Raw genomic sequence first — 24,199 nt, 5'->3', positions numbered from 1 at the left:
CGGAGCGGAGGGTGGGGGTCGCCCGAGGAACGAGGGCGGCACCTGCCCGCAGCGGTGGCGAGGCTCAGCGCGACCAGACGAACGAGCGGCTGAGCTGAGCCGGAGCGGAGGGTGGGGGTCGCCCGAGGAACGAGGGCGGCACCTGCCCGCAGCGGTGGCGAGGCTCAGCGCGACCAGACGAACGAGCGGCTGAGCCGACCGGCGGTCGCTCTCCGGCGACCGGGCGGGTCAACCGCATCGCGTCCGAGCCGTGACCGAATCTCCCCCAGGATGTGACCTATATCCTGGGGGAGTTCGTTTTCCCAGGTCAGAGCGGTTTCGGGACTAAACACCTGGCAGAAATACCTGTCCAATTCGTGACGTAATGCACTGACAGCGGGCACCACCCCGGGACAAGCTGATGTAGGAAGTCGGGGGATCGACTCGGAATCGGGAGTACGTCAGTGAGCGCCATGTCTCTTGTCCTGCTGCTGACCACGGCCGCCGCCGCGGCCGTGGGCGCTGCTGCCCTGCACGCCGTCCACGGTCTCCGCAAGGAGGTCACCGCCCTCCGGGGCGAGCTGGCCGCCGGTCACGGCGGGACGATCCCCGCCGCCCGCACCTCGCCCGCCGCCGAGATACGGGCCGCGGTCACCGAGGCGCTGGCCGAGGAGCGCGAGCGCGAGCTCGCGGAGGCGCGCGCCTTCTGGGCCGCGCAGGAGGCCCGTGACGCGGCCGACGCCCCGTCCCTGCTGGGCGGCCTGGGCGGCCCGGCCGAGGACGGCGCCTTCTTCGTGCCGCGCCAGACCGACTTCGTGGGCCTGGAGGCGATGGCCCTGGAGGCCATGGAGGCGGAGGCCGCCGCGCTGGACGGCCCCGACGCGCTGGACGGCCTCGACGAGTACCCCGAGGACTCGGCGGAGCTGGCCGCGGCCCGCCGCCGGCACCCCTCGCACCCGGACTTCGTGCCGGTGCAGACGCCCGTGGTCACCGACCACGAGCGGACGGTGGCCCGCCTGGAGGAGCTCGCGGACACCCGCACCGCGCTCACCGACGTCCGCCCGGGCCCGCTGGGCACCCTCGACGTGTACGTCTTCGCGGACGGGACCACGCTCTGCATGACCCCCGGCCACCGCGAGACCGCGGAGCGCCTCGCCGAGGCCCTGCGCGCGGGCCGCACCCCGGTCCTGCTCGGCGGCTCGGGCGTCTCGGGCGCCTTCGCCCTGACCTTCTCGTACGGCGACACGGACGAGGAGAACGTCTACATCCTCGCGGACCGCGTGATCGCCTCCCTGTAGCCCCGCGGAACCCCGCCGCGACACCCAGGGGGTCCGTGGCCCCCGCAGGGCCCCGGCAGACCCCCCGGGCCCCCGCAGGGCCCACGGCCGTCCCCAGACCCCCGCAGCGGCGCGGCGGCCCCCGCGACCGGAACCCCTACAGCCCCGCGCGCTCCGTCGCCTCCCGTACCAGCCTCACGGCCTCGTCCAGCTCCTCCTCGCGGGAGTCGGCCGGGGTCGTTCGCAGGACCTCCGCCAGGTCGTTCCCGGCGACGGCGACCTGGTCGCCCACCGCGAACAGGCCCGCGTCCGGCATGGTCCTCGGCTCCCGACCGGGGTTCTCGGCGCGCTGGGCGCGCACCGCCAGCTCGCGGGCGAGGGCCAGCCCCTCGGCTGCCGCGGACTGCCGGAGGCGGCTCTGCGGGGCGGCCCGCAGCCGGTCGGCGAACCGCTCGACGGCGGCGGTCAGTTCACTCGTATCGCGCACCCCGTGACCCTACGCGCCCGTCCGGGCCTCCTGCCAGCGGGTCGATTCCCGGGCCGACCGCGCCGGTTGTGCCGACCCTGCCGACCCTGCCGACCCTGCCGACCGGGGAGGTCGCACACGGGCCGGCGGTCTCCTCGACGCGACCCGTTCCCGGGAACGCGGAAGGGCCCGCCCGGCACGAAGCCGGACGGGCCCTTCCCCCCGAGTCGGGAGGGGCGTCAGTCGTCGCCCTGCAGGATCGACAGCAGACGCAGCATCTCCAGGTAGATCCACACCAGGGTCATGGTGAGGCCGAAGGCGGCCAGCCAGGCCTCCTCGCGCGGCGCGCCGTAGGTGATGCCGTCCTCGACCTGCTTGAAGTCGAGGGCGAGGAACAGGGCGCCGAGGACGATGCCGACGATGCCGAAGACGATGCCGAGGCCGCCGCTGCGGAAGCCGAGGCCGTCACCGCCGCCGAAGACGGAGAACAGCAGGTTGACCACCATGAGCAGCATGAAGCCCATCGCGGCGGCCATCACGAAGCCGTAGAAACGGCGGGTGACGCGGATCCAGCCCATCTTGTAGGCGAGGAGCACGCCGGCGAAGACCGACATCGTGCCCAGGACCGCCTGGATGACCACGCCGTCGGCGATGTACGTCGAGACGGCGGCGGAGATCACGCCGAGGAAGACGCCCTCGAAGGCCGCGTAGGCCAGGATCAGCGCGGGCGACGGCTTGCGCTTGAAGGACTGCACCAGCGACAGGACCAGCGCGACCAGGGCGGCGCCGACGGCGATGCCGTAGGACTTGCCGAGGTTCGCCGGGTCGACCGGCAGCAGCAGCCAGGACAGGACGGCGGTGACCACGACCGTGCCGAGCGTCATGGCCGTACGGCTCACGACGTCGTCGATCGTCATCACGTTGCCGCGGGCCTGCTGCGGGGCGCCGAGCTGTGTGTCCTGCGGGGCGTACGGGTTGGTCGCGTACGGGTTCGCCGCGCCCTGGGCGTACGGGTTGGTTCCCGCGGCGGGGCCCCCGGCCTGCGGCTGCTGCGCGTTGAAGCCCGCGTAGCCCGCGTCGCGGCTGAACCCCCGTCGCGAGAAGACCGGGTTGCTGCTCCTCATCTCACTCCTCCATGGCGGACCGCACGGCGCGGCCTTGCGTCAAGGGTAATGCGTAGGCAAAAGAAACACCCTCGTGCTCGGGGAGGATCTTTTCCCGCAAGGTTTCGATCTTCGCCGGCGGCGGAGGACGTCCCTCGGCCAGGCTCGCCCTGTCCGTGCCCCCTCCTCGACAGGAGAAACCATGACCACCGCGCCGAACCGGACCTGGGACCTGCGCAACGCGACCGCGTGGGTCTTCACCGCGAACGAGCACCTCACCCGGCCCGTCCTCCTCGTCGGCGACGCCGGCACCGAGCTCGCGGACCTCGCCACGCGCGCGGACCACGGCTCGTACTCGCTGCTCGCGGAGCTGGAGGCGCGCGGCCACGACCTGGTCCTGCTCGGCCTGCCCGCCGACAGCTCCATGACCGGTGGCGGCGGGATCGTGCAGAACACGGTGACGCGCGCGCTCGGGGAGCGCCTGGACGGCGCCCCGCTGACCGTCGGCGGCACCGGGCAGGGCGCCCTCGTCGCCCGCTACGCCCTGGCGGGCATGGAGTACCAGGGGCTCGACCACGGGACGGCCGTCCTCTTCTCCCACAACGGCGCCGCGCCGGAGCTGGAGGACGAGGCCGAGCTGAGCCGGATGGGCGGGCGGCCCCGGCGGCCCCGCTTCCTGCGCCTGACCGACGTCGGGGTCGCGGACGGTCTGGACGAGGACGTCGCGGACGGCTCGACGAGCGGCGAGCCGGCCTCCGGCGGCCCGCTCCTCTCCGAGGAGTACGGCTCCTGGCTGCTGGACCGGCTGCCGCAGTAGCGAACCGTGGTGCCCGGAACCGGACTCGAACCGGTACGGCCCGAAGGCCAGCGAGGTTTAAGCTCGCCGTGTCTGCATTCCACCATCCGGGCGTCGCCGCGAAGCTCCGCGTCGACACGTGAGCCTATCGGGACGTTTTCCCCCGATCAGCGGAACGTCCGACCGATGTTGTCTTATTTTATTGACGTCTGAGGGTGTGTCAGTGCAGGTGGGGGCTGTCCCGCCACACGGTGACCGGGGCCACGGGCGCAAAGCCGCGCCCCCTGGAATGACGAAAAGTCGTCGCGCTTCTGTCACGTCGACACGACGGCGTCCCTCAGGGGCGCCGTCATACCTCAGGAGGACGGACCGACCCCCCGGTCAGACTCGAGACTGCCCCCGGAACGGGCATGTGGACGGACGTCCCGGGCCCTGACGGCCGACACGATGGAGGGGTTCCCGAATCGCCGTCGCAGTGACAGGAGTCCTCCCGTGACCACCACCCCCACCGTGTCCCGCGCCACCGCGGTGGCCGCCCGCGCCACGGATCTCACGAAGGTCTACGGACACGGCGAGACCCAGGTGGTCGCGCTCGACCGGGTCAGCGTCGACTTCCGGCAGGGCGAGTTCACGGCGATCATGGGCCCCTCCGGCTCCGGCAAGTCGACGCTCATGCACTGCGTCGCCGGTCTGGACTCCTTCTCCTCCGGCTCGGCCCGGATCGGCGAGACGGAGCTCTCCAGCCTCAAGGACAAGCAGCTCACCCAGCTGCGCCGGGACAAGATCGGCTTCATCTTCCAGGCCTTCAACCTGCTGCCGACCCTGACGGCCCTGGAGAACATCACGCTGCCGATGGACATCGCGGGCCGCAAGGCCGACAAGCAGTGGGTCCAGCAGGTCATCGACATGCTCGGCCTCTCCGCCCGCCTCAAGCACCGCCCCACCGAGCTCTCCGGCGGCCAGCAGCAGCGCGTGGCCGTGGCCCGCGCCCTCGCCTCCCGCCCCGAGATCATCTTCGGCGACGAGCCCACCGGAAACCTGGACTCCCGTTCGGGCGCCGAGGTCCTCGGCTTCCTGCGCAACTCGGTGCGGGAACTGGGCCAGACCGTCGTCATGGTCACCCACGACGCGGTGGCCGCCTCCTACGCGGACCGCGTGATCTTCCTCGCGGACGGCCGGATCGTCGACGAGATGCTGCGCCCGACGGCGGACGGCGTCCTCGACCGCATGAAGGCCTTCGACGCCAAGGGCCGTACGAGCTGACGCGGCCCCGAGCCGCCCCCGTCCGCCGCCCACTCGAACTCCAGGACCCACCCATGTTCCGTACCGCCCTGCGCAACGTCCTCGCGCACAAGGCGAGACTGCTGATGACCGTCCTCGCCGTGATGCTCGGCGTGGCCTTCGTCTCCGGCACCCTCGTCTTCACCGACACCCTCTCCCAGGCCTTCCGCAACCAGTCGGCGAAGAGCTACGACGACGTGGCCGTCGCCGTCGAGATGTACCCGAACCCCGAGGAGGCCCGGAAGGCCCCCGGCCTCTCCCGGCGGGACGTCGACGAGGTCGCGAAGCTCGACGGGGTCGCCTCCGTCTCCCCCCGCGTCGGCGGCTTCGCCGGCGTGCCCGACAAGAACGGCAAGCTGATCGGCAGCGGCTGGTCGAACAAGGGCACCAACTTCGCCCCCGGCAAGGACGGCGAGGACCGTTCGTACGCCTTCACCACGGGCACGGGCCCGGCCGGGGCCGGCCAGGTCGCGCTGGACAGGGACACCGCCGACAAGGGCGGCTACGAGGTCGGCGACACCGTCCGCGTCGCCACCAACGGCCCGGTGAAGGAGTACACCCTCTCGGGCGTCTTCACCACCGAGGACGGCGCCGTCAACGCGGGCGGCAGCCTGGTCGTCTTCGACACGGCCGTCGCCCAGAAGCTCTACCTGAAGCCCGGCTTCTTCCAGAGCATGACCGTCACCGCCGCCCCCGGCGCGGACGACGGCAAGCTCCTCGACGAGGTCCTGAAGGTCGTCCCCGAGGCGGCCACCGCGCAGACCGGCCAGGCCCTCGCCGACCAGCAGGCCAAGGACATCGAGGCCGGACTCGGCGCGCTCAACCAGGTCCTCCTGGGCTTCGCGGGCATCGCGCTCTTCGTCGGGATCTTCCTGATCTCCAACACCTTCACCATGCTCGTCGCCCAGCGCACCAAGGAACTGGCCCTGATGCGCGCGGTCGGCGCCTCGCGCCGGCAGATCACCCGCTCCGTCCTCGCCGAGGCCGGTCTCGTCGGCCTGGTCGCCTCCGCCGTCGGCTACGCCCTCGGCATCGGCCTGGCCGTCGGGCTCCGCTCGGCCATGAGCGCCTTCGACATGAAGGTCCCGGCCGGCGACCTGGTCCTCGGCGTCACCCCGGCCGTCAGCGCCTTCGCCGTCGGCGTCCTCATCACGATGCTCGCCGCCTGGCTGCCCGGCCGCCGCGCCGCGAAGATCCCGCCGGTCGCCGCCATGAGCAGCGTCCACGCCACCGCGAGCACCAAGTCGCTCGTCGTACGGAACTCCTTCGGCTCCGTGCTCACCGCGCTCGGTGTCGTGCTGATCGTGCTCGGCGCGGGCCGGGGCGGCGACGACGGCCGCATGTTCATCGCGGGCGGCGCGTTCCTCACCCTCATCGGCGTCATCGTCCTGATCCCGATGCTCTCCCGGCCCGTGATCGCCCTGATCCGCCCGGTCTTCGTGAGCGTCTTCGGGGTCTCCGGCAAGCTCGCCGGCCTGAACGCGGTCCGCAACCCGCGCCGCACCGGCGCCACCGCCTCCGCGCTCGCCATCGGCCTGACCCTCGTCACCGGCCTCTCGGTGCTCGGCGCCACCGTCGGCTCGGCCCTCGACAAGACGACGACCGACCAGATCAAGGCCGACTACATGGTCTCCATGGCCAGCGGCAACGGTCTGAGCCAGGAGGCGCTGACCGCCCTGGAGAAGGCCCCCGGCGTCACCGCGGTCTCCCCGCAGCAGGCGGGCGCCTTCGAGCTGAAGGGCTCGTACGTCTCGGTCTCCGGCGTCACCCCCGGCGACATCGGGAAGGTCCTCAAGCTGGACGTCGTGAACGGCTCGCTGTCCTCCCTCGGCGGGAACACGATCGCCGTCGACGACGAGGTCGCCGCGAAGCGCGGCCTGAAGGTCGGCGACACCGTCCCGGTCGCGTACCTCGACGAGCAGAAGGGCAGGCTGACCGTCGGCGCGGTCTACGAGGCCAACGAGTTCGTCTCGCCGGTCCTCGCCGACCACCGGCTGGTCACCGCGCACGAGCAGCAGGCCGAGATCCGCGAGATCTTCGTCTCGACGGACGGCGGCGCGAGCGCGGCCCACGAGCAGGCCCTGTCGAAGGCCATGGGCGACAACCCGGCGATCCAGGTCATGGACCACAAGGACATCCGCGACACCTTCGGCGGCCCGATCAACATGCTGCTCAACATCATGTACGGCCTGCTCGGCATGGCCCTGATCATCGCCGTCCTCGGTGTCGTCAACACCCTCGCGATGTCCGTCTTCGAGCGCCAGCAGGAGATCGGCATGATCCGGGCGATCGGTCTCGACCGGCGCCGGGTGAAGCGGATGGTCCGTCTGGAGGCCGTGGTCATCTCGGTGTTCGGCGCGGTCGTCGGCATCGGCCTCGGTTCGTTCCTCGGCTGGGCGATCGGCGAGACCTTCAAGAACAGCCTGCCGGGCTACGCCCTGGTCCTGCCCTGGGACCGGATCGGGCTCTTCCTGGTCCTGGCCGCCCTGGTCGGCGTCCTCGCCTCCCTGTGGCCGGCCCGGAGCGCGGCGAAGCTGAACATGCTCTCCGCGATCAAGGCCGAGTAGCCGGACCCGTACGGAGAAGAGGGCCGGACCCCCGCGCGGGGGTCCGGCCCTCATCCGTTCACTCCTGCCAGACGCGCGGCCGCAGCGCCGTGCCGCTCGCGCCCGACACCGGGGTCCTCACGGCGAGGAACTGGTTCACGCCGATCCGGTTGCGCTCGAAGGAGACCGCCGAGGCCGCCATGTAGAGCCGCCAGATGCGGGCCCGGCCGGGCGAGGTGAGCCGGACCGCCCGGTCCCAGTCGGCCTCCAGGTTGGCCACCCAGCGGCGCAGCGTCAGCGCGTAGTGCTCGCGGATCGCCTCCACGTCCCGGACCTCGAAGCCGGCGTCCTCCAGGGTCGTCAGGGTGCGGCCCATGGGGGCGAGTTCGCCGTCGGGGAAGACGTACGCGTCGATGAAGGCGTCGATCTCGTAGGCCTCCTCGTCGGGTTCGGGGCGCCGGGAGATCTGGTGGTTCAGGAGCCGTCCGCCGGGCTTGAGGAGGCCGTACAGGGTGTCGGCGTACTCCCGGTACTGCACGGCGCCGACGTGCTCGGCCATGCCGATCGAGGAGATCGCGTCGTACGGCCCGTCGGTGACGTCCCGGTAGTCCTGGACGCGGATCTCGATCAGGTCGGTGAGGCCCTCGTCGGCGATCCGCTTGCGGGCGTAGGCGGCCTGCTCGCGGGAGAGGGTGACGCCGACGACCCGGGCGCCGTACTCGCGGGCGGCGTGGAGGGCCATGGAGCCCCAGCCGCAGCCCACGTCGAGGAGCCGGTCGCCCTCCTTGAGGTTCAGCTTGCGGGCGATGAGGTCCAGCTTGTCGCGCTGGGCGTCCTCGAGGGTGCCGTCCTCGGTCCAGTAGGCGCACGAGTAGACCATCGAGGGGCCGAGGACCAGTTCGTAGAAGTCGTTGCCCACGTCGTAGTGGTGACTGATCGCCTGCTTGTCGCGGCGCTTGCTGTGCCGGTTGCCGCTGCGGCCGCGCACCTCCTCGGCCGGGGGCTTCGGCGGCGGAAGGGCCCCGGCGATCCGCAGCAGGGCGCCGGCGGCGGCGCGCAGCCTGGGGTCGCGCACGGAGGCCAGCAGGCTCCTGGTCTCCCCGCCGCGGTCCCACAGGAGGCCCGAGATGCTGTCCAGGAGTGCGTAGAGGTCCCCCTCGACGTCGATCTCGCCGGCCACCCAGGCGCGGGCGAGGCCCAGTTCGCCGGGTTTCCAGATCATGCGCCGCAGGGCCCGGCGGTCGCGGACGATCAGGACGGGGCCACCGGCGGGGCCTGCCTCGCTGCCGTCCCAGGCTCTCAGGCGGACCGGGAGCGGGCCGCCGAGGAGTTCCTCGGCGAGAGTCGCCAGCCGCGTCGCGGCGTCGGCCATGGTGCACACCTCCGTGATCTTCGTACCCCAGAAATGTTCGTCACCAAGGGAACACCGTCGGTAGGCGCCACAGTCCCGACGCGGCGCAACGAGTCGGCAAAACACGCGAAGGGCCGTCCGCACCACGGATGGCGGACGGCCCTTTTACGGCCTTGCGTGTCACTGCTGTTGCTGCTGTTGCTGCTGTTGCTGCGGTACTGCGGTACTGCGGTGCAGCTGTGCTGCGGGGGTCTTACGAGGCCTTGGCCTTCTCCTGCGCCGGGGCGGCCGGCGCCGGGGCGGGCTTGGCCGCCTCGTAGAACTCCTCGCGCGGCGTCTCCATGGCGCCGAGCGACACGACCTCGCGCTTGAGGAACATGCCGAGGGTCCAGTCGGCGAAGACGCGGATCTTGCGGTTGAAGGTCGGCATCGCCATGCCGTGGTAGCCACGGTGCATGTACCAGGCGAGACGGCCCTTGAGCTTGATCTTCATCTTGCCCATGACGATCATGGCGACGCCCTTGTGCAGACCGAGTCCGGCCACCGCGCCCTTGTTGGCGTGGCTGTACTCCTTCTGCGGGAAGCCGCGCATGCCGGCCACCACGTTGTCGCCGAGGACCTTGGCCTGGCGCAGGGCGTGCTGGGCGTTCGGCGGGCACCAGGCGCGCTCGCGCGGGACGCCGGCCTTGATCGCGGCCATGTCCGGGACCTGGGCGTTGTCGCCCGCGGCCCACACGTAGTCCATGCCGTTGACCTGGAGCTTCTCGTTGCAGTCCACGTGGCCGCGGGGGCCGAGCGGCAGACCGAAGCGGGAGAGCGCCGGGTTCGGCTTCACACCGGCGGTCCAGACGATCGTGTTGGAGTCGACCTCGAGGCCGTTCTTCAGCACGACGTGGCCGTCGACGCAGGAGTCCATGGAGGTCTCGAGGTAGATCTCGATCCCGCGGGACTCCAGGTGCTCCTTGCCGTACTGGCCGAGCTTGGGGCCGACCTCGGGAAGGATCTTGTCGGCCGCGTCGACCAGGACGAAGCGCATGTCCTCGCGCGAGACGTTCTGGTAGTACTTCGCGGCGTCGCGGGCCATGTCCTCGACCTCGCCGATCGTCTCGGCGCCGGCGAAGCCGCCGCCGACGAAGACGAACGTCAGCGCCTTGCGGCGGACGTCCTCGTCGGTGGTCGAGTCGGCCTTGTCGAGCTGCTCGAGGACGTGGTTGCGCAGGCCGATGGCCTCCTCGATGCCCTTCATGCCGATGCCCTGCTCGGCGAGGCCGGGGATCGGGAAGGTGCGCGAGACCGCGCCCATCGAGATGACCAGGTAGTCGAACGGCAGCTCGTACGCCTCGCCGACGAGCGGCGCGATCGTGGCGACCTTGCGGTCCTGGTCGATGGTGGTGACCCGGCCGGTGAGCACCTCGGCTCCGCGGACGACGCGTCGCAGCGGGACGACGACGTGACGCGGCGAGATGCTGCCGGCGGCGGCTTCGGGGAGGAAGGGCTGGTAGGTCATGTACGACCGCGGGTCGACGACCGTGACGGTCGCCTCCGCGTAGCGCATCTTCTTGAGGATGCGCCGAGCTGCGTACAGGCCTACGTACCCGCCGCCTACTACGAGGATCCTGGGACGCTCCGTGGTGCTCATGGGATCGAGTATCCACCCCTCCGGAGGGGGGTGCTCGTGCGCCCCTTCACAAGGTTCGGGGACACCTCTGCTACACTCCGCCGCCCACGTGATCCACGTCATGGTCCTGCAAAGGAACCGGGGTGCACTGGTGAACGTTGTTCACCCCTCGTGAACTGGCCTGGAGAGCCTCCGTTAACGCTGAACCGGAGCCCGGCTTCACACGATGGAAACATCGAGCGAATCGGCCCCCGAACCTGCGAAAGGGCCCCGGGGCACCCCTCGGACGGCCTGAAGACCCCCCTCGGGCGCCCTTGGGGCCCTTTTCCTTGTGAAGAACTTCACGAACCTTTTCCGACGGGTTGTCGCCGCCAGGTGCGATAGGCGCCCGCTATGCCACGGATAGGGCGATCCCATCGAGGATGTCGTGCTCGCTGACGACGACCTCGCGGGCCCCGACGCGCTCCACGATCTCCCTCAGGACGAGCGCCCCGGCGACGATCACGTCGACCCGGCCGGGGTGGACGACGGGGATCGCGGCCCGCTCGTCGTGGGTGGAGGCGAGGAGCCGCTCGGTCACCTCGGCGACCTGGGCGGCGGAGATCCGGGAGTGGTGGACCTTCTCGGAGTCGTACGCGGGCAGTCCGAGGGCGATCGCGGCGACCGTGGTGACGGAGCCGGCGAGCCCGACGAGGGTCTCCGCCGTGTCGATCGGCACGGCCTCGGCGGCCAGGTCCAGCGCGGCACGGACGTCGGCGCGGATCGCGGCGACCTCCTCGGCGGTCGGCGGGTCGTGCCGGACGTGCCGCTCGGTGAGCCGGACGCAGCCGATGTCGACGGAGCGGGCGGCCTCGACGCTCTTGTTGCCGACCACGAACTCGGTGGACCCGCCGCCGATGTCCACGACCAGGCGCCGGTCGTCGCCGTGGAGCTCGCCGGTGGCGCCGGTGAAGGAGAACTCGGCCTCCTGGTCGCCGGTGATGACCTCGGGCTCGACGCCCAGGATCTCCACGACCCCGTTCACGAAGTCCGCGCGGTTCTCGGCGTCGCGGGAGGCGGAGGTGGCGACGAAGCGGAGCCGCTCGGCGCCCAGTTCCTCGATGATCCCGGCGTACTCGCGGCAGGCCGCGAAGGTCCGCTCCAGGGCCTCGGGGGCGAGCCGGCCGGTCTTGTCGACGCCCTGGCCGAGCCGGACGATCGTCATCCGCCGGTCCAGCTCGACGAGCTCGCCCGTCTCGGGGTGGACGTCGGCGACGAGGAGGCGGATGGAGTTCGTACCGCAGTCGATTCCGGCGACCCGGGTCATTCCGAGGACTTCCCTTCGTCGGTGCACGGGTTCACGCAGGGGCCCTTCGCCCACCACTCCGGCAGCATCGCGAGCGCCTCGTCGCCGAACGGGTTCACGCCCGGGCCCGCGGCCAGCGAGTGGCCGACGAGGACGTGCAGGCACTTGACCCGGTCCGGCATGCCGCCGGCGCTCGGGAAGCCCTCCAGGACCTCGATGGCGTCGCGCCGGGCGATGTAGTCCTCGTGCGCGGCCCGGTAGGCGGCGGCGAGTTCCGGGTCGGTGGCGAGCCGGGCCTGCATCTCCTTCATGACCCCGTTGGCCTCCAGGGTGCCGATGGCCGAGGCCGCCCGGGGGCAGGTCAGGTAGTACGTGGTGGGGAACGGCGTGCCGTCGGGGAGCCGGGGCGCGGTCTCGACGACGTCCGGGTTGCCGCACGGGCAGCGGTGCGCGATCGCGCGCAGGCCGCGGGGCGGGCGGCCGAGCTGGAGCTCGAAGGCGGCGATGTCCGTCCCGGTGGGCTCGGTGCGTTCGGTCTGCGGAGGGGGCGTTTCCATGTCTGCCTTGCTCGTGTGTCGCGGAGGAGTGGTCAGGGACGGTCGGCGTGGTCGACGCCGTCCCAGAGGTTGTCGTACCAGGGGCGGTCGGCCGCGCCCTGGTCGGCGCGGGGCCGTCGCTCCGCGTCGGGGTCGTTCACGGTGAAGCCGGTCTCACCGGGGAGCACGTAGTGGAGGTGCTCGCGGGCGAGGCGGCGGACGTAGGCCGGGTCCTGGAGGCGGGCCTTCTCGTCCCTCAGCTCCTCGACCCGCCGGGCGGCCTCGGCGGCCCGGCGCTCCTGTTCGGCGATCTCGCCCTGCTGGGAGACGTAGCTCCGCATCGGGTAGGCGAGCGCCACGACGAGGGAGCAGACCACGAGGGCGAGGAAGGCCGCGCGGCCGGTGAGCCGGGAGCGGCGGGCCTGACGGCGGGTCTGGGAGCGGTAGACACGGGCGGCGGTCTGCTCGCCGAGCAGTCTGATCCGGGTCGCGGTCGAGAACCGGTCCCGGTCCTTCGCGGCCATGTCGTGTCGCCTCCCCTGTTCACGCGTACGTCCCCGCACACGGTACGGGACCGAGTACGGGGACGTACGGAAGCCGCCCTACGGAGAGGGTCAGGCCTTGAAGCGCGGGAAGGCGCTGCGGCCGGCGTAGACCGCGGCGTCGTCGAGGATCTCCTCGATGCGCAGCAGCTGGTTGTACTTGGCGACGCGGTCCGAGCGGGCCGGGGCGCCGGTCTTGATCTGGCCGCAGTTCACCGCGACGGCGAGGTCGGCGATGGTGACGTCCTCGGTCTCGCCGGAGCGGTGGGACATCATGCACTTGAAGCCGTTGCGCTGGGCGAGCTCGACGGCGTCGAGGGTCTCGGTCAGCGAGCCGATCTGGTTGACCTTGACCAGGAGGGCGTTGGCGGTGCCCTCCTCGATGCCGCGGGCCAGGCGCTCCGGGTTGGTGACGAAGAGGTCGTCGCCGACGATCTGGACCTTGTCGCCCAGCTTCTCGGTGATGACCTTCCAGCCGGCCCAGTCGTCCTCGAACAGCGGGTCCTCGATGGAGACCAGCGGGTACGCGGCGACCAGCTCGGCGTAGTAGTCGGTCATCTCGGCGGCCGAGCGGGACTTGCCCTCGAACTCGTAGGCGCCGTCCTTGTAGAACTCGGACGCGGCGACGTCGAGGGCGAGCGCGACGTCGGTGCCCGGGGTGTAGCCGGCCTCCTTGATGGCCTCGACGATGAGGTCGAGGGCGGCGCGGTTGGACTCCAGGTTCGGGGCGAAGCCGCCCTCGTCGCCGAGGCCGGTGGAGAGGCCCTTGCGCTTCAGGACGCCCTTGAGGGTGTGGTAGATCTCCGCACCCCAGCGAAGGGCCTCGGAGAAGGACTCCGCGCCGATCGGGGCGATCATGAACTCCTGGATGTCCACGTTGGAGTCCGCGTGCGAACCGCCGTTGAGGATGTTCATCATCGGAACGGGCAGCAGGTGCGCGTTCGGGCCGCCCAGGTAGCGGAAGAGCGGGAGGTCGCTGGCCTCGGAGGCGGCGTGCGCGACGGCGAGGGAGACGCCGAGGATGGCGTTGGCGCCGAGCGAGCCCTTGTTCTCGGTCGCGTCCAGGTCGAACATGGCCTGGTCGATCAGGCGCTGCTCGGTGGCGTCGTAGCCGACGAGCTCCGGGCCGATCTGCTCGATGACGGCGAGGACGGCCTTCTCGACGCCCTTGCCCTGGTAACGGTTGGGGTCACCGTCGCGGAGCTCGATGGCCTCGAAGGCACCGGTGGAGGCACCGGACGGAACGGCAGCACGGCCGGTGCTGCCGTCGTCGAGGCCGACCTCGACCTCGACCGTGGGGTTGCCTCGGGAGTCCAGGATTTCCCGGGCTACGACGACGTCGATGGACGGCACGAGCATCTCCTTCTGGGATGTGACGCTGGATGTGACGCAAGGTCGGTGCAGGGTCGCTTGGCCTTGCGGCAAGAGCCTAACCGGCTCGGGGGCTCCGGCCGGCCGGGCGCCCGCCCGCTGGGACGAAAAAGGACCCAAGGGCATGCATCCCGGGACGAAGGACCCCGTATCTACTGGGCGGTAACCACCGGCACCCGGGCCCCTCACGGGGGAACCCCGGTCCGGCGCGCACGGGGGAAGGGCGCGCCGGACCGGGGTGGTCACCGCGGGAGGGTCGTCGGGGCCGCGTGAGCCGCCGGACTCACGCGAGCCGCCGGGCTCACTTCAGGTGGAGCTGCTGACCCGGGTAGATGAGGTCGGCGTGCTCGACGACGCCCTTGTTCAGCTCGAAGAGCTTGGCCCAGCCGCCCTTGACGCCGTGCGCCTGGGCGATCTTGCTGAGGGTGTCGCCGGTGACGACCTTGTACTCGCCGTCGCCCTTCTCGACCTTCTCGCCGGTCGGCGTGGTGACGGTCTTGGGGGCCTTGCGCTGCTCGCTGCGGGTGGTCGGCTGCTCGGCGCGACGCTCCTGCTGCTTCGGGGCGGCCTGCTGCTTCGGGGCGGCCTGCTGGGGCTCGCTCTGCTGCGGGGCGCTCTCGGCGGCGCCGCCGTCGTAGGAGGCACCGGAGAGGCCGACGCCGCAGTTCGGCCACGCGCCCTTGCCCTGGCCCGCGAGGACCTTCTCGGCGACGGCGATCTGCTGGGACTTCGACGCCAGGTCGGCGCGCGGGGCGTAGGCGGTGCCACCGAACGCGGCCCAGGTGGAGTTGGTGAACTGCAGGCCGCCGTAGAAGCCGTTACCGGTGTTGATGGACCAGTTGCCGCCGGACTCGCACTGGGCGACGGTGTCCCACTCGGCGGAGGTGGCGGCCGAGGCGGTGCCCGCGGTCAGCAGCGGGGCGGCGACGGCGACACCGGTGACGCCGACGAGCGTGGCGACCTGGGCGGCCTTGGAGGGACGACGGTGTTTGCCCTTGACGGAAAACAGCATGGGAATTCTCCTCACCGACGCCTGTGAGGTGAGCTGTCGGGTTCGGGCCGGAAAGTTGCCCGGCCGCGTGTCCTTGCACGCGGCTTCACCCCAAGCCGGTCGTCGGCCGTCTGTCTCAACGGCCGGGACCGGCACTTACCTTGGGTCCCCCACTCCTGCCTTCGGCGCTTGCGCGACGACTGTTCCCGTCGGCCGACGGCAGGATTCGGCGTTTCGGTCGACGGGGCCCGCGGTGGCGAGCGGAGACGACCGTAGACACAGACCCCCCGGAAGTTCAAAGAGGCACATCGGGGAGAAATCGCCCCTGTTCGCCCTTTCGGGGGTGTCGTTTGCGCAGGTGAGAGGTGACGGAAGCGAAGTTTGCGGACGCGACACGCCAGTTGGGACGAAGAGACCCATGTCTCACTTGCCCAGAAGTGGACATAACCCCGCGAACTAACCGGCCGCCGTCGTCGAACCCGCCGTCAGGTCAAGGCTCTGACCAGGCAGGATGAGGTCCGGATCGATGCCCACCGTGCGCCGGTTGGCGTCGTAGAGGGCGGTCCAGCCCCCGGGGAGTTCGTTCTCCTGCGCAATGCCGGACAGGCTGTCGCCCGGTCGTACGGTGTACTCGTCCGGAGTGTCCTGACTGTCCGTTGTGCCCGAATCCTTCGCCTCGTCAGTCGCGGGCTCGGCGTCGATCCTCTCCCCCGCCTTGTCCTTGCTCGAAGCGTGTCGCCCGGATTCGGGCGAGCTGTCCGGCTTGCCGGATTCCTCCGGCGCGGCTCCGCCCCGGTGCTTGCCGGTGCCGGGCGCGGCCGACGGCGCGTCACCCTTCGGCGTACCGGTCGAATCCGGCGTACCGGGCGTAACGGACGCATCGGAGGTGCCCGGGGTCGTCGGCGCGGCGGGCGCGGTGGACGTGGCCGGCGCGGACGGCGTGACGGAGGTCGCCGGAGCGGTCGACGCGGCCGGCGCGGAGGGGGTCGCGGGCGTGGCGGACCGGCCCGCCGCCCCCGCGGGAGCCGCCGGCGCACCGGCGGTGCGGTCGGACTCGGGGAGGGGGCCGGTGGGCGCCTTCGGGAGGGCGGCCGGGCCGGGGTTCACCCCGGTGGGCTCCCCGTCGTTTCTCAGACCCGCGATCGGCGCGCAGGTGGCCCACTCGGTGCTGCCCTTGGCGAGCGCCTTCTCGGCGACCGCGATCTGCTGGGCGCGGCTGGCCAGGTCGGGGCTGGGCGCGTACGCGAGGCCGCCGTGCCGCTCCCAGCTGTCCTGGGTGAACTGGAGGCCGCCGTACATCCCGTTGCCGAAGTTGGCGCTCCACTGGCCGCCGGACTCGCACTCGGCGACCCGGTCCCAGGTGGCGGCGTCGGCGGCGGAGGCGGATCCGGTGGCGAGCAGCGGCAGCGCCATGGCGGATCCGGTCACGCCTGCGGCGACGACGAGGGCGGGGGCCTGACGGGGGCGACGGTGTCGTCCGTTCCCGGAACGCATAGGAGCGCCTTTCGCGTGACGGCTGAGACTGCCGGGAAACGTAGCGGCATTCGAACGTCCGTCACAAGTCGATGGCGCCACGATCACACGAAGATCACATTTCTGATGGCGCATCAGTGGACGGGACCGGTACGGAAGGGGAGAACTCCACCGGAAGCGTGCGCAAACCACGCATGATGAGCCCACCGCGCCACCGCAGTTCGGCCGGATCGGCGGCGAGTCGCAGGTCCGGCAGCCGGGTCAGCAGGGTCGCGAGCGCCGTCTGTCCTTCGAGGCGGGCGAGCGGCGCGCCCAGGCAGTAGTGGATGCCGTGCCCGTAGCCGAGGTGCTGGTTGTCGCGCCGGGCGAGGTCGAGCGCGTCCGGCCCGTCGAACCGCTCCGGGTCCCGGTCGGCGGCGGCGAGCACCACGAGCACCGGGTCGCCCGCCGGGATCTCCTGCCCGCCGACGGTCAGCGCCCGCGTCGCGTACCGCCAGGTCGCCATCTCCACGGGCCCGTCGTACCGCAGCAGCTCCTCCACGCCGGTCTCCAGGAGGCCGGTCTCCCCGGCGGCGAGCGAGGCCTGGAGCCGCGCGCGCTGCTCGGGGTGGCGCAGCAGCTGGTACACGCCGTTGCCGATGAGGTTGACGGTCGTCTCGAAGCCGGCGAACAGCAGGATGAAGGCCATGGCGGCGGCCTCGTTCTCGGTGAGGTGCTCGCCGTGGTCGGAGGCCTTGATGAGCCCCGAGATGAGGTCGTCGCCCGGTTCCTCGCGCTTGCGGTGGATCAGCTCGGCGAGGTAGCCGCGCATCTTCTTCACCGACCGGGCGACCCCGCCGCGCGGCCCCCCGCCGTGCCGGATCATCATCCCGGCCCAGTCCCGGAAGTCGTCCTGGTCCTCCGGCGGCACGCCGAGCAGGTCGCAGATCGCGTAGATGGGGAGAGGAAAGGCGAACTCGTGGATGAGGTCGGCGCTCCCCTTCTCCGCGAAGGCGTCGATGAGCCGGTCCGTGAGCTCCTGCACGCGCGGGGCGAACTCGGCGACCCGGCGCGGGGTGAAGGCCTTCGAGACGAGCCGCCGCAGCCGGGTGTGGTCCGGCGGGTCGATGTTGAGCAGGTGCGTCATCAGCTCGGCCTTGCGCTCGCCGGGGATGCCGGTCTTCCCCTTGGCGTGCGGGGACTCGTCGTGGTGCGCGGGGTTCTTGGACAACCGCTGGTCGGCGAGGGCCTGACGGGCGTCCGCGTACCGGGTCACGAGCCAGGCCTCGACCCCGCTGGGCAGCGTCGTCCGGTGGACGGGCGCGTGCTCCCGCAGCCAGGCGTAGGCGGGGTACGGATCGCCGGCGAACTCCCAGGTGAAGAGCTCGGGCGCGGGGACGGGACCGGGGGTCGTACTCACGGCACGACCGTACAGGGCGGCCCCGGAGGAGCAGACGCGGAGAAGCGGTGCCCCGGCGCCCCCGGGGCCCGTCGTCGCCTTCCCGTCCGCCCCGCGACGACGGGAAGGCGACGACGGGAAGGCGACGACGGGAAGGCGACGACAGAACCTAGGGGGCCTCCTTCAGCCCCTCCGCCGCGCGGATCGCGTCGCGGTAGGTCCGGGCCGCCGCCCGCAGGGCCGCCTCCGGGTCCACCCCGGCCGCGTCGGCGCGGGCCGCGAGCGCGAGCAGCTCGTAGCCGACGCCCTCGCCCGCCGGGAGCCCGACGTCGAGGCCCGCCGCGCGGACCCGGCCCGCGAGCTTCGCGGCGAGCGCGAGCCCCGGCTGCCCGAGCGGCACCCCGTCGGTGACGGACTCCCGCTGCTTCTCGACGGCCTTGGTGCGCAGCCAGTGCGCGTGGACGTCCTCGGGGGTCTCGGCGGTGGCGTCCCCGAAGACGTGCGGGTGCCGGTGGATCAGCTTCTCGACGAGCGTCCCGGCGACGTCGTCCACGGAGAACGGCTCCTCGGCGTCCTCCTCGGCGATCCGGGCGTGGAAGACGACCTGGAGCAGCACGTCCCCGAGCTCCTCGCGCAGCTCCCGCCGGTCGCCCTCCTCGATCGCCTCGACGAGCTCGTACGCCTCCTCGATGGCGTACTTGGCGAGCCCCCGGTGGGTCTGCCGCGAGGTCCAGGGGCACTCGCGGCGGATGCGGTCCATGATCTGCACGAGGTCGAGGAGGCGGGCGCCGGGCAGGTCGTACGAGCCGGGCAGCAGCTCCAGGTCGGGCACGGACACGCGGCCGGAGCCGGCGAGCCGGGCGAGGCCGTCGGTCAGCGCCCGGTCCCCCTCGCCGGAGGGCAGCAGCAGGACCGTACGGCCTCCGGCGCAGGCCTCGACGAGCTCCTCGGCGGTGGGCCGGACGTGCTCGACGGCGACGCCGGCCTCCCGCAGGTAGGGCAGCTGGGGGTGGTCCTCGTCGGGGCAGAGCACCCGGTCGGCCCCGTGCAGCGCCTGCCAGGCGGGCCAGGACAGCAGTCCGGGCGCCACGCGGTGGCTGGCGGTGAGCAGGACGATGCGGCCGGGGCTCTCAGAAGTCACCCCTCGAACCTACCCGGACTCAGGCCCCGGACGGGACGGCGGCCGGGTCCCGGCTGATCTGGCGGAGCCAGGGGGCCGTGGTGTCGGAGAGCCGGACCTGGGCGTCGTCCCAGCGGCCGTAGCGCGGGTTCACGTCGATGCCGAGCTCCTTGGAGGCGGCGGAGAAGACGTCCGTCAGCTTCTTCTGGCCCTCGGGGCTCTCGGTGACGCCCAGCTTCTGGGCGATCTCGTTCATGAGGACGTTGCGGCGGACGAACGCGTCGATCTGGTCGGGCGCCACGCCCTGCTCCTGGAGGAGGACGGCCGCGAGCCGGTTCTCGCCGCCGCTCTGGCGGACGAAGGAGGTCCTGGCCTGCTGGAGTTCGGCGCGGGTGGCGGTGACGCCGTGGTCCCGGGCGACCTCGTCGACGACCCGGTCGAAGATCATCACGTTGAGCTTGCGGCGGCCGAGGTCGCCGGTGGCCGCGACGAGCTGCGCGGACTGCGGCGAGGCCGCCTGCGCGGCCCGCACGTCCGCGACCTGTGCCTGGAGGCTGGAGACCTCGATCCGCTCGCCGCCGACGACGGCCGCCGCTCCTGGATGGGCATCACTGCCGCAGGCGGTGAGCAGCGGGGCCGCGGCGAGGAGCGCGGCGGAGACGGTGAGCGCAGTGCGGCGGTGCAAAGGAGCCTCCCGGGCTGGTCGTGCGTCAGTTGAACGACCTTGCGGTGATCGATGGTAGGGAGTCGCCGGGGCCGGAGCCACTACTTCGGAGCGACTGTTTCCCACAACGACTCACCCGTCACCCGGGTGTCGGCCGCTTCCGGAGCACTGCTCGTCTCCTTCAGGAGGTAGTGCGGCCGCCGCTTCACCTCGTAGTAGATCCGTCCGACGTACTCGCCGATCAGCCCGGCCATCACCATCTGCACGCCGGCGAGGGCGGTGACGGTGACGAGGAGGGTGACGTAGCCGGGGGTGTCGACGCCGTTGACGAGGGCGTCGCCGACGATCCAGGCCGCGTAGCCGAGGGCGACGACGGTGAGGAGGAGCCCGAGGTGGACGGCGGCCCGCAGGGGCTTGTTGTTGAAGGAGAGGAGGCCGTCGAGGCCGTAGTTGAGGAGTTTGCCGAAGGTCCACTTGGAGCGGCCCTGCTCGCGGACGGCGTTCTCGTAGGAGAAGGTCGTGGTGCGGAAGCCGACCCAGGAGAAGAGTCCCTTGGAGAAGCGGTTGTACTCGCCGAGTTCGAGGACGGCGTCGACGGTGCGCCGCGACAGGAGCCGGAAGTCGCCGACGCCGTCGACGAGCTCGACGTCGACGAGCCGGTTGATCGCCCGGTAGTAGAGGCGGGCGGTGAGGGTGCGGGTGACCCGGTCGCCCTCGCGGGTGCGGCGGGCGACGACCTGGTCGTACCCGTCGGCGTGCAGGGCGACCATGCGGTGCACGAGCTCCGGCGGGTGCTGGAGGTCGGCGTCCATGATCACGACGGCGTCCCCGGCGGCGCTCCGGAGTCCGGCGAGCATCGCGGCCTCCTTGCCGAAGTTGCGGCTGAAGGAGAGGTAGCGGACCCGGTCCGGGTCGCGGCCGGCGAGCTCCCGGAGCAGCGGGAGGGTTCCGTCCCGGCTTCCGTCGTCCACGTAGACGAGCTCGAACTCACCGTCGAGGCGCGAGAGTTCGGCGGTCACGTGATCGTGGAAGCGGGCGAGGACGGCCTCCTCGTTGAAGCACGGGACGACGATCGAGAGCAGCACGCGGACCACGACAACGGAGCCCGGTGACCCGGCCGGGCCGGGTGGATGACCTCCAGACGACCATCGCGTGAACTGGCCTCGCGGGCCCGCTCCTTCCCGGGGGGACGCTGGCATATTCGAACGGTCATGCAGAACGCCACGCGCTCCCCGTCGCCCTCCGTCCGCCCCGCCGGGCCGCTCGCCCCGTCGCTCGCCGGGGACCCCGCCGGGCGGCTCGCCCCGGTGCTCGCCGGCGTCCTCGCCGTCGTCGCCGTCTGCGGCGGGGACGCCGTCGCCCGGGTCTTCCCCTTCGGTCCGCGCCACCGGGCCGTCAACGACCTCGCCAACCAGTTCGTGCCGTTCCACGCGCACCTGTGGGACCTGCTGCGCGGCCGGGCGGACGGCGGGCTGCTGCTGGACTGGCAGGCCGGCTGGGGCACGAGCTTCCTGCCCGACTACGGCACCTACCTGTCGAGCCCCTTCGCCCCGCTGGTCGCGCTCTTCCCGCGCGGCGACATCGAGTACGCGGTGTACGGGATCACCGTCCTGAAGACGGCGGTCGCGGCGGCGGCGATGACGTTCCTGCTGCGGCGGATCGGGCCGGACGGCACCTGGTGGTGGGCGGCGGTGCTGGGCGCCTCGTACGCGCTGTGCGGGTGGTCGCTCGCGGAGGGCGCGTACAACCCGATGTGGCTGGACGGCCTGATCGCCCTCCCGCTGCTCTGCCTGGTGGGCGAGTGGGCGCGGGAGGGCCGCCGGCCGCTCCTGGGGCCCCTGGTGGTGGCGGTCTGCTGGCTCGCGAACTTCTACACGGCGTACATGGCCACCCTCGGCGCCGCCCTGGTGCTCCTGGTCCGCCTGGCGGCCACGGACTCCTTCCGGTGGCGGACGCTGCTCCGGGCGGCGGTGACGACGGCCCTCGGCGTCGGTCTCGCGGCCCCCGTCCTGGTGCCGGTCTTCCTCGGCTCCCGGCACGCCCACCCGGGCGTCGTCCGGGACTTCGCCCCGGCGGCCGGCACGGACGTGCTGGCCCGGCTGCTGCCGGTGACCTACAGCTTCGCGACCCCGGCGGCCTTCGTCTGCACGGCGGTGCCGCTGCTCGCGGGGGCGCTGCTCTTCCGCCGGGACGCGCCGGGCCGGGAGCGGTGGCTGTGGGGCGGCCTGTGCGCGGCGGTCGCGGTGTCGATGCAGTGGGGCCCGACGCACCTCGTCTGGCACGTCTTCGCCACCCCGAACGGCAGCCCGTACCGCCAGACCTTCGTCCTGTCCGGCGTCCTCGTGCTCGCCGCCTGGACGGGCCTCGCCCACGGCCTCCCGGACCGCAGGGCGCTGCTCGGCGGGACGGCGGTCGTCCTGGCCCTGACCGCCGGGGCCCTGCCGAGCCCGCTCCTCACCTCCTGGGCGCTGCTCCTCGCGGGCGCGGGCCTGGCGGCGGTGGCGGCCGCGCTCCTCCTCCCCCGCCGGGGCCGGTACGGACTCCTCGCCGCGCTCCTCGTGACCGGGACGCTCCTCGGCCAGGCGGCGGCGACCACGGCGTACGCGGACCGGGAGCGGCTCGCCCGGCTCGACGACTACCCGCCGTGGGGCGCGGAGCACGCGCGGCGGGCGGCGGCGCTCGCGGCGGCCGACGGCTGGCCCGCGTACCGCACGGACTCCGGCCTTCCCCGGGTCGCGGGCAACGACCCGCTGCTCCTGGGCGGCCAGGGCGCCGCGTACTACAGCAGCCACACCCCGGCGGTCCTGACGGCGACCCTGGCCGCGCTGGGCGGCGGCTGGACCTCGCGCGGCCGGAACCTGCTGAGCCTGGACGGTCCGGTGACGGACGCGCTGTTCGGGGTGGGCGCGCGGTGGCGGGACGGCGAGGTCGTCCGTGCGGACGCGTACCTGCCGCTGGTGACGGTACGGCCCCCGGGCCCGCCCCCGGTCTACGGCCCCTCGCCCTTCCGCAACCAGGAACTCCTGCTCGGCGCCCGGGTGTACGGGGCTCCGCACGCGGGCGCGTGCCGGGTCGGTACGGAGGTCTTCCTCTGGGCCCCCGACGCCACGGGCACGGCCCGCCTCGGCGGGAACGCCCCGGTCCGCCTCCTCGGCGGCACCCCGAAGCGCCGCGCGGCCCTGACGTCCCTGGGCGTCCAGCGGGTCCCCGGCCTGAAGCCGGTCCTGCCGGGGCCGGGCGAGCTGGGCTGTCTGGACCACGACCGCCTCCGCGCGGCGGTGACGGTCCTGCGCGCCCGCGCGGCGACCTCGATCCGCGTCACCCCGGACGGCGTCCGGGCCACGCTCCCGGCGGGCGCGGGCACGGCGGTCGTGGCGACGCCCCGCATCGCGGGCTGGCACTGCGACGGCGCCGAACCGACCTCGTACGGCGGCCTCCTCGCCGTCCCGGCCGGGCGCGGCGAACTCTCCTGCACGTTCCGCCCACCGGGCCTGCGGGCGGGCCTGGCGGCGGGGGCACTGGCGGCGCTGGGGCTCGCGGGGGTGGTCGTGGCGCGCGTCAGGGGCGGGCGCGTCGGGGGCGGGCGCGTCGGGGGCGGACGATCGCCCCGGTGACGGCCGCGCCCACGACGGGGACGCCCCCGGCGGGGACGACGGGCGCCCCGTCCCGGGGGGCCGGCTCGCCGGAACCGCGCGGGCGACGGTCGCCGGCGGCACGGTTCACCCGACCGCCCCGCCGCACACGGCCTCCCAGCGGACCTCGCCGTCCTGCGTCTCGTCCGTCGGCGCGAGACCGGCCGCGCGGGCGACGGCGGCGGAGGCCGCGTGGTCGGGGTGGACGTGGGCGACGACGGTCCGGACGCCCCGCTCCACGAGCAGTCCGACGAGCCCCCCGGCGGCCTCGCGGGCGATCCCCCGCCCCTGCCAGTCCGTCCCGACGACCCAGGCGACCTCGGCGGTCCGCCCGCCGTCGGTGACCGTCGCCTGCACGGTCCCGGCGAGCCGGTCCTCCGCCCGGAGCCGCACCGCCCAGTTGCACCAGACGACCGCCGGGTCGGGCGATCCGGCGACCAGCCGCTCGTACCGGGCGCGCAGTTCGGGCGCGGTGAGCGGGGTGCCGCCGATGAAGGCGTGGAGGGCGGGGTCGGCGAGGACCCCGGCCATCTCCTCGGCGTGCGCGACGGCGAGCGGCACGAGGTCGAGCCGCCCCGTCCGTACGGTCGTGCGGGCGAGGTCTCCCCCGCCCCCTCCCTCTCCTTGTTCCTGTCGTTCCTGTCGTTCCTGTCGTTCCTGTCGTTCCTGCTTCACGCGTCGACGTCCCGGATCCCTCGGCCGTTGTCCCCGGTCATGGTCGTCCTTCCTTCCGCCGCGGACGTCGGTGGCCGTCGACGTCGTCGAGGCCCGGCACCCGGAGCCCGCCGCC

The 24,199-nt window shown here is 72.6% G+C and carries 20 protein-coding genes, 1 tRNA gene and 1 riboswitch; of the genes, 5 read left to right on the top strand and 16 right to left on the bottom strand.

Annotated elements, in window-relative coordinates; all coding sequences use genetic code 11:
• Window positions 1–452: 452 nt before the first annotated feature.
• Entirely contained in the window at window positions 453–1,277 is an 825-nt protein-coding gene (locus ACZ66Z_RS17275; RefSeq protein ID WP_469934798.1) for a hypothetical protein, read from the top strand.
• Window positions 1,278–1,413: 136 nt separating this feature from the next.
• Here ACZ66Z_RS17275 and ACZ66Z_RS17270 read toward each other — a convergent pair whose 3' ends face one another.
• Both ACZ66Z_RS17270 and ACZ66Z_RS17265 read right to left on the bottom strand, forming a co-directional pair.
• Window positions 1,414–1,743 carry a hypothetical protein gene (locus ACZ66Z_RS17270; protein WP_469934797.1) on the bottom strand — a complete coding sequence of 110 codons (330 nt, stop codon included), beginning with the start codon at window positions 1,741–1,743 and terminating at the stop codon, window positions 1,414–1,416.
• A gap of 218 nt (window positions 1,744–1,961) precedes the next feature.
• Window positions 1,962–2,846, bottom strand: coding sequence for a Bax inhibitor-1/YccA family protein (locus tag ACZ66Z_RS17265; protein ID WP_469934796.1), 885 nt, complete (start codon window positions 2,844–2,846; stop codon window positions 1,962–1,964).
• Window positions 2,847–3,027: 181 nt separating this feature from the next.
• On the opposite strand from ACZ66Z_RS17265, the gene ACZ66Z_RS17260 reads away from it, so the two are divergent.
• Complete coding sequence (locus ACZ66Z_RS17260) at window positions 3,028–3,642, top strand: hypothetical protein (protein WP_469934795.1); 615 nt, start codon at window positions 3,028–3,030, stop codon at window positions 3,640–3,642.
• A gap of 7 nt (window positions 3,643–3,649) precedes the next feature.
• On the opposite strand, the gene ACZ66Z_RS17255 is transcribed toward ACZ66Z_RS17260, so the two are convergent.
• Window positions 3,650–3,734: transfer RNA gene (locus ACZ66Z_RS17255), tRNA-Leu, on the bottom strand.
• Between the two features lie 379 nt (window positions 3,735–4,113).
• Here ACZ66Z_RS17255 and ACZ66Z_RS17250 point away from each other — a divergent pair.
• Entirely contained in the window at window positions 4,114–4,884 is a 771-nt protein-coding gene (locus tag ACZ66Z_RS17250) for an ABC transporter ATP-binding protein (RefSeq protein WP_469934794.1), read from the top strand.
• Window positions 4,885–4,937: 53 nt separating this feature from the next.
• Window positions 4,938–7,469: an ABC transporter permease gene (locus ACZ66Z_RS17245; protein ID WP_469934793.1), complete on the top strand. Its 2,532-nt coding sequence runs from the start codon at window positions 4,938–4,940 to the stop codon at window positions 7,467–7,469.
• Window positions 7,470–7,527: 58 nt separating this feature from the next.
• Here the strand turns inward: ACZ66Z_RS17245 and ACZ66Z_RS17240 are convergent, their stop codons facing one another.
• The 12 genes from ACZ66Z_RS17240 to ACZ66Z_RS17185 form a co-directional block, all read right to left on the bottom strand.
• Entirely contained in the window at window positions 7,528–8,820 is a 1,293-nt protein-coding gene (locus tag ACZ66Z_RS17240) for a class I SAM-dependent methyltransferase (RefSeq protein WP_469934792.1), read from the bottom strand.
• 232 nt (window positions 8,821–9,052) lie between these two features.
• Window positions 9,053–10,438, bottom strand: a complete 1,386-nt coding sequence (locus ACZ66Z_RS17235; protein ID WP_469934791.1) for an NAD(P)/FAD-dependent oxidoreductase — start codon at window positions 10,436–10,438, stop codon at window positions 9,053–9,055.
• A 370-nt stretch (window positions 10,439–10,808) separates the two neighbouring features.
• The gene (locus tag ACZ66Z_RS17230) at window positions 10,809–11,723 is read right to left on the bottom strand and encodes a Ppx/GppA phosphatase family protein (RefSeq protein WP_469934790.1); all 915 of its coding nucleotides are present in this window, start codon (window positions 11,721–11,723) and stop codon (window positions 10,809–10,811) included.
• On the bottom strand, window positions 11,720–12,259 hold the full coding sequence (locus tag ACZ66Z_RS17225) for a DUF501 domain-containing protein (RefSeq protein WP_030690348.1): 540 nt from the start codon (window positions 12,257–12,259) through the stop codon (window positions 11,720–11,722). The genes ACZ66Z_RS17230 and ACZ66Z_RS17225 overlap by 4 nt, the downstream gene beginning before the upstream one ends.
• A 32-nt stretch (window positions 12,260–12,291) precedes the next feature.
• A complete protein-coding gene (locus tag ACZ66Z_RS17220; protein WP_469934789.1) occupies window positions 12,292–12,762 on the bottom strand; it encodes an FtsB family cell division protein in 471 nt (156 codons plus the stop codon).
• A gap of 90 nt (window positions 12,763–12,852) precedes the next feature.
• Window positions 12,853–14,139, bottom strand: a complete 1,287-nt coding sequence (gene eno, locus ACZ66Z_RS17215; RefSeq protein ID WP_469934788.1) for a phosphopyruvate hydratase — start codon at window positions 14,137–14,139, stop codon at window positions 12,853–12,855.
• A 313-nt stretch (window positions 14,140–14,452) separates the two neighbouring features.
• Window positions 14,453–15,163 (bottom strand): transglycosylase family protein, encoded by a 711-nt coding sequence (locus ACZ66Z_RS17210; protein ID WP_469934787.1) that lies wholly within the window; start codon window positions 15,161–15,163, stop codon window positions 14,453–14,455.
• 3 nt (window positions 15,164–15,166) lie between these two features.
• Window positions 15,167–15,340: riboswitch (cyclic di-AMP (ydaO/yuaA leader) on the bottom strand.
• A 258-nt stretch (window positions 15,341–15,598) separates the two neighbouring features.
• The gene (locus tag ACZ66Z_RS17205) at window positions 15,599–16,636 is read right to left on the bottom strand and encodes a transglycosylase family protein (protein ID WP_469934786.1); all 1,038 of its coding nucleotides are present in this window, start codon (window positions 16,634–16,636) and stop codon (window positions 15,599–15,601) included.
• 94 nt (window positions 16,637–16,730) lie between these two features.
• Window positions 16,731–18,014, bottom strand: a complete 1,284-nt coding sequence (locus ACZ66Z_RS17200; RefSeq protein ID WP_469934785.1) for a cytochrome P450 family protein — start codon at window positions 18,012–18,014, stop codon at window positions 16,731–16,733.
• A gap of 148 nt (window positions 18,015–18,162) precedes the next feature.
• Window positions 18,163–19,134: a nucleoside triphosphate pyrophosphohydrolase gene (locus tag ACZ66Z_RS17195; RefSeq protein WP_469934784.1), complete on the bottom strand. Its 972-nt coding sequence runs from the start codon at window positions 19,132–19,134 to the stop codon at window positions 18,163–18,165.
• Between the two features lie 19 nt (window positions 19,135–19,153).
• Window positions 19,154–19,798 (bottom strand): SurA N-terminal domain-containing protein, encoded by a 645-nt coding sequence (locus ACZ66Z_RS17190; protein ID WP_469934783.1) that lies wholly within the window; start codon window positions 19,796–19,798, stop codon window positions 19,154–19,156.
• 80 nt (window positions 19,799–19,878) lie between these two features.
• Window positions 19,879–20,862, bottom strand: coding sequence for a glycosyltransferase family 2 protein (locus ACZ66Z_RS17185; protein WP_469934782.1), 984 nt, complete (start codon window positions 20,860–20,862; stop codon window positions 19,879–19,881).
• A 126-nt stretch (window positions 20,863–20,988) separates the two neighbouring features.
• On the opposite strand from ACZ66Z_RS17185, the gene ACZ66Z_RS17180 reads away from it, so the two are divergent.
• The gene (locus tag ACZ66Z_RS17180; protein WP_469934781.1) at window positions 20,989–23,391 is read left to right on the top strand and encodes a YfhO family protein; all 2,403 of its coding nucleotides are present in this window, start codon (window positions 20,989–20,991) and stop codon (window positions 23,389–23,391) included.
• 105 nt (window positions 23,392–23,496) lie between these two features.
• Here ACZ66Z_RS17180 and ACZ66Z_RS17175 read toward each other — a convergent pair whose 3' ends face one another.
• The gene (locus ACZ66Z_RS17175; RefSeq protein ID WP_469934849.1) at window positions 23,497–23,970 is read right to left on the bottom strand and encodes a GNAT family N-acetyltransferase; all 474 of its coding nucleotides are present in this window, start codon (window positions 23,968–23,970) and stop codon (window positions 23,497–23,499) included.
• Window positions 23,971–24,199 lie beyond the last annotated feature (229 nt).

The organism is Streptomyces sp. NPDC107498, from assembly GCF_055582805.1.
Note: the sequence above shows the minus strand (reverse complement) of the source record. Positions and strands in the feature narration are given on the sequence as shown.

What these genes read in the sequence shown, in the direction of transcription:
- ACZ66Z_RS17275 (WP_469934798.1), top strand. Translation starts at nt 453, where the DNA reads ATGTCTCTTGTCCTGCTGCTGACCACGGCCGCCGCCGCGGCCGTGGGC.
- ACZ66Z_RS17265 (WP_469934796.1), bottom strand. Translation starts at nt 2,846, where the DNA reads ATGAGGAGCAGCAACCCGGTCTTCTCGCGACGGGGGTTCAGCCGCGAC.
- ACZ66Z_RS17260 (WP_469934795.1), top strand. Translation starts at nt 3,028, where the DNA reads ATGACCACCGCGCCGAACCGGACCTGGGACCTGCGCAACGCGACCGCG.
- ACZ66Z_RS17245 (WP_469934793.1), top strand. Translation starts at nt 4,938, where the DNA reads ATGTTCCGTACCGCCCTGCGCAACGTCCTCGCGCACAAGGCGAGACTG.
- ACZ66Z_RS17240 (WP_469934792.1), bottom strand. Translation starts at nt 8,820, where the DNA reads ATGGCCGACGCCGCGACGCGGCTGGCGACTCTCGCCGAGGAACTCCTC.
- ACZ66Z_RS17235 (WP_469934791.1), bottom strand. Translation starts at nt 10,438, where the DNA reads ATGAGCACCACGGAGCGTCCCAGGATCCTCGTAGTAGGCGGCGGGTAC.
- ACZ66Z_RS17230 (WP_469934790.1), bottom strand. Translation starts at nt 11,723, where the DNA reads ATGACCCGGGTCGCCGGAATCGACTGCGGTACGAACTCCATCCGCCTC.
- ACZ66Z_RS17225 (WP_030690348.1), bottom strand. Translation starts at nt 12,259, where the DNA reads ATGGAAACGCCCCCTCCGCAGACCGAACGCACCGAGCCCACCGGGACG.
- ACZ66Z_RS17220 (WP_469934789.1), bottom strand. Translation starts at nt 12,762, where the DNA reads ATGGCCGCGAAGGACCGGGACCGGTTCTCGACCGCGACCCGGATCAGA.
- eno (WP_469934788.1), bottom strand. Translation starts at nt 14,139, where the DNA reads ATGCTCGTGCCGTCCATCGACGTCGTCGTAGCCCGGGAAATCCTGGAC.
- ACZ66Z_RS17210 (WP_469934787.1), bottom strand. Translation starts at nt 15,163, where the DNA reads ATGCTGTTTTCCGTCAAGGGCAAACACCGTCGTCCCTCCAAGGCCGCC.
- ACZ66Z_RS17205 (WP_469934786.1), bottom strand. Translation starts at nt 16,636, where the DNA reads ATGCGTTCCGGGAACGGACGACACCGTCGCCCCCGTCAGGCCCCCGCC.
- ACZ66Z_RS17180 (WP_469934781.1), top strand. Translation starts at nt 20,989, where the DNA reads ATGCAGAACGCCACGCGCTCCCCGTCGCCCTCCGTCCGCCCCGCCGGG.